Source organism: Arenibacter nanhaiticus, assembly GCF_900141935.1.
Lineage (GTDB): Bacteria > Bacteroidota > Bacteroidia > Flavobacteriales > Flavobacteriaceae > Arenibacter > Arenibacter nanhaiticus.
Map to the genome: position 1 here is coordinate 1 of NZ_FQYX01000062.1, position 5,252 is coordinate 5,252.

The window sequence follows — 5,252 nt, forward strand, 5'->3', positions numbered from 1 at the left end:
ACAGCCTCATATCTGGTTCCTGTTCGTCAGTACCGAGTTTTGTAGTCTCGCTTCCTTCAGATGTAACCTCGCAGTTACCACCCTTGCGACTTACTAATGGTTCAAGGCGTTACCCCTGCCCATAAGGGACTTGCACCCTCTAGATTAATTATCTACTTTGCAGTAGATAAAAGATGCCCATGCTGGGCACACACACCGTATATAATTTATTGCTGGCTTCTCGCCTATTTACGAAAGTCTCGCGGACTTTCTTTGTCGGTAATTATTTGCTAAATTAGTTGCTTGAAATACGCAACAAACCATATACAACAACGTCAGACTGTCTCAAAACTTAATAACTCTGTTAATAACCTATAAAAGCGGCTTCTCATTCGGCTATGGTTTTCCTTATCTTTAAATATGGAGTATCAACAAGGAGAAAATAGGCATCAGCTTGCATTGTACACGACCTGTTTGGATGACATGGTTCCTCATGACAATTCTGTTCGGTTCATCGATCAGTTCGTAGACAGTATCAATTTACAGGAATTGGGTTTTCAGTCCTTGCCTTTTCAAGGAAGGCCGCCATACAACCCGGCAGATTTACTGAAACTGTACATCTATGGCTATATGAACCGTTTGCGTTCATCCAGGGATTTGGAGAAAGAATGCCATCGTAACCTGGAGGTCATCTGGCTTTTGAAAAACCTAAAACCCGACCATAATACCATTGCCAGATTTAGAAAGGACAATCCCAAGGCCATCAAAAGAGTTTTTCGATTTAGCGTTGAGATCGCCAAGAACTTCAACCTTATTGGAGGAATGTTAATCGCCGGTGACTCCACAAAACTGCGCGCCCAGAATTCCAAAAAGAACAATTACAACAAGAAGAAAATCCAACGGCATTTGGAATACATAGACAATAAACTGGAGGAACACAATAAAGCTCTGTCCACAGCCGATGGCGACCAAAAAGAAGGGTTGGAAAAACAAGTTGAACATAGCAAACAGCAGCGTAGGAAGTATGAGCAGCTTCAAAAGAAATTGGACGAGGATAAAACCTCTGAAAACCCCCAAATCTCCACCTCGGATCCCGATAGCAGGCATCAGATCGTACGCGGAACGATTACAGAGGTTTGTTATACCGCACAGACCACTGTTGATGCTTCCCACAAACTCTTGATAGACTACAAGCTCACCAACCAAAACGACAAAAAAGGCATGGGCATGATGCTCCGTAGGGCAAAGTCCATCTTGAGAACGAATCAGTTTACGGCACTCTATGACAAAGGGTACCATACGGGCAGTGAGTTCAGAACAGCCGATAACCTGGGTATAAAGACCTTGGTTGCCATTCCAGCCATAGGCAGGGCAAGCCAGGCACCTAATTCAGCTTATAACGCAGAACATTTTGTCTATAACCGCGAAAAAGACACCTATACCTGTCCGCAGGGAAATGAATTAAACTCTAACCAAACCCGGTACAAGGCAAGGAACTACACCTTTAAACAGTATAAGACCAGGGCATGTAAAAGCTGCCCTGTACGTCATGAATGCACCACTGCCAAGGTAAATGGCAAGATCATACAACGAAGCGAGTTCACCCAAAACATACAGGACAATGCTACCCGGGTCTCCCAAAATAAATCAGTATATAAACAGCGACAAGCATTGGTAGAACACCCATATGGCACTATGAAACGACAATGGGGATTTGACCACATTATGACCAAAAAAGGACTCCGGAGCGCCTCAGCCGATTTTGGTTTGATTGCGTTGGCATACAATCTCAAAAGAATGCTGAACCTTGGCATAAAACTTCCCGGTAGGTTTGCTTTGCTTCATGTTTGGCCTGGAAAGGTACCTATCGCTCAAAAACAGGCCCTAAAATTAATTTTAAAGGGTAAAGTGCAATATTTAAACTTCTTCCCTGTTTATTTTCCGAACTTCGAATAAAATCCTATTTTCAACAATAAAAAGGTAGTTTTGAGACAGACTGACGTTACCACCAATACGAAAAAAACATATGAACCAATTAGAATTTGATGAATTTCTAAGGTCTGTTTCAATAAGCAAAAACGACACATACTCTCTTTTATTGGGAGCAGGAAGCTCAATCAGTTCTGGTATTCCTTCTGCAAATGACTGTATATGGGATTGGAAAGGAACTATATATAAAAGTAATAATCCATCGACTGATGATTGGATAGATAATTTTAAAAACCCAAAGGTTCGAAGCACTATTCAATCTTGGTTAGATAATCAAGGAAATTATGTTGAAAACGGTTGTAATGAAGAGTATTCTTTTTATGCAAAAAAATGTTTTCCAATTGACAAAAACAGAAGCCAATATTTCCAAAAAATATGTTCAAATATAAAACCTGCAATTGGATATCGTACAATTCCTTTGCTAGTTAAACATGGAATATTAGATTCTGTATGGACAACTAATTTTGATGATTTATTAATGAATTCATGTGTCTTAGGTGGTATACAAGGTTTAGAAATAACCCTAGGGACAGTTGATAGAATAAATCAAAGAACTCAAAGTAGAAATGAATTACCAATCATCAAACTTCATGGTGATTTTAAGTATGGTGACTTAAAAAATACAGATGAAGAGTTAAAAGAACAAGACAAAACATTTAGAGAAAAACTTATCGAGTATGTAAAAGATAAACACCTGATTGTTTTAGGATATAGTGGACGAGATTTATCTCTAATGAATACTTTAAAAGAAGCATATTCACAAGCAGGTGCTGGTATGCTATTTTGGTGTGGATATCAAAATAATACCAATCCTGAAGTTTCTGAATTAATTAACCACGTTAATAAGAATAATAGGCAAGCCTTTTATATTCCTACAGATGGTTTTGACACTACAATGCTTAATATCACGAAATTAGTTATTGATAGTGAAAAAAAATTAAAAGATGAATTAATCTCCATTCAACAATCGAATAGTGAAAATGATTCATTTACTCCTTTTAATTTAAAACCTGACCGTGTAAATAAAGTTTTAAAGAGTAACTGTTTCCCTTTAGAATTTCCTGAAGAAGTATTTGTATTTGACGCTCAATTAAGTGAAAAACCTTGGGAAACTGTAAATAATATAGCTCTAAAAAGAAATGATATTTCTGCAATTCCATACCAAAATAAAATTTGGGCTTTTGGAACTTTAGAAGCAATAAAGACAGCATTTAAAGATGTTATATTAAGTGAAATTGTGAGAAAACCTCTGACAGATACAAGAATCTATCATTCAGGTATTAACTCATTAATGCTATCTTCAATATGCAAGGTGTTATCTGCTCCACAGGAGTTTAAAACAAATTATAGAAATAAAATTTGGTCTTCTGAGTTTCAAAACATAGCTAATCACAAAGTTTATAATGCGATAAAACTCTCTTTAGAAAAAATAAATGGAAAATTTTATTTAGTACTCAACCCAAGTTTCGTGCTAGAAAAAGAGGAAGTTTCTAAAGATATAATTCAGCAAGTAGGTATAACGTTTTATCATAAAATTTGGAACAGTAAATTTAATGATTATGTTAAAAATTGGAGTTCATTATTAATAACAAATACTAAGTATGATTTCCCATTAAATTCAGCAAGTGGTTTTAACTTTAAAATTGGAAAAGTTCCGCTCTTTACAAATATCTTCGACTTAAACAACAACTACACAAATACACATAACGTCCCTTCAAAATATATTAATCTCAAAGGTGTTCAATTTAAAGAATCTTCATTGCTTTTTTCAACAAAACATGGTGATAAACATACTTCTGACATTCATCCAATGAGAGGACTAATTGAAAACAAACCTTTTGAAACGAACCTCAATACTTTCTTAAACTCTACAATACAATTAGGGATTATTTCTCCTCAAGAAGATTCTACTGAATTATTCAACTTTTTATCTAAGCAAAATCAAGAGATACAGAAGTACAGTAAAGATGACGATTACATTATTGACTTTAAAGGCTTTCACAAAACGTATGGTTTAAGCTTAAATATTCCAGAACCAACTTCCTCTAACTGGGAAATTATATCTGAACCAAAAAGTCATGTTCTTAAAGAGAATATTCATGAAATTAAGAGACATATTTGTGACAAAATCACTAAAATAACAGCATCAGGAAACCAAAAAATTATAGTTGTCTATATTCCAAAAAGATGGGATAGTTTTACTAGCTATCATGAAAATGGAGAGTCTTATGATTTACATGATTACGTAAAGGCTTTTTGTGTTGAAAAACGAGTTACATCTCAATTCATTAGAGAGAAAACAATAAAGGATATTAAACAAAGCTGTCAAATAAACTGGTGGTTATCTTTATCTTATTTTGTTAAATCATTAAGAACTCCATGGATACTAAGTAACACCGACAAAAAAACAGCTTTTGCTGGTATTGGATACAGTATTGATTCCAAGAAAGAAGATAAAGGACATATTATTTTAGGGTGTAGTCATATATACAGTTCTTCTGGAGAAGGTTTAAAATACAAATTATCAAAGATAAATAATGATAAAATTCAATGGCGTCATAAAAAACCACATTTAAGTTATGATGATGCTTATGAGTTTGGTAAGAATGTAATTAACCTTTTCTACGAATCAATGAACGAAATTCCAAAGAGAGTAGTAATTCATAAGCGAACTTTTTTCACAGAAGATGAAAAACAAGGCATTCTGGATAGTCTTTATGATAATATAAAAATTGAATCTGTAGACTTAGTTGAAATAAATTTAGAGGATGATATAAAATATGTTTCAAGTAAAATTAGAAATGGAAAAACTGAAATAGATGGCTATTCTGTATCTAGAGGGACTTGTATTCAATTAAATGCTAGTGAAGCATTGTTATGGGCTCATGGAGTTGTACCATCGGTTAAAAATCCTAAATTCAATTTCTATCCAGGAGGCAGATATATTCCTAAACCATTAAAAATAATCAAACATCATGGTACGGGAAGTTTAGAACAAATTGCCAATGAAATTTTAGGTCTTACAAAGATGAATTGGAATTCATTAAACATGTATTCTCAATTGCCTGCAACAATTTCTTCTTCAAATGATATCGCTAGAATCGGAAAACTGATTGAAAATAAGGAGAAAATAGAATATGACTATAGATATTTTATTTAAAATTGTAATCTCGGTAATAAGTACTGGTGGTAATCGAGTAGACGGGTCCGCCCCTAAATAGAAACGGACTGCGCCTCTCACACCACCCAGCGTACGGGTCTCGTACTGGGCGGTTCGATAATGA

2 protein-coding genes are annotated in these 5,252 nt (G+C 34.9%); both read left to right on the plus strand.

Going from position 1 to position 5,252, the window contains the following annotated elements; translation table 11 throughout:
* The first annotated feature begins 399 nt into the window (after positions 1–399).
* Positions 400–1,935 carry an IS1182 family transposase gene (locus tag BUA16_RS17945; protein ID WP_072766082.1) on the plus strand — a complete coding sequence of 512 codons (1,536 nt, stop codon included), beginning with the start codon at positions 400–402 and terminating at the stop codon, positions 1,933–1,935.
* Between the two features lie 70 nt (positions 1,936–2,005).
* On the plus strand, positions 2,006–5,128 hold the full coding sequence (locus BUA16_RS17950; protein WP_072766083.1) for an SIR2 family protein: 3,123 nt from the start codon (positions 2,006–2,008) through the stop codon (positions 5,126–5,128).
* The last annotated feature ends 124 nt before the right edge of the window (positions 5,129–5,252 follow it).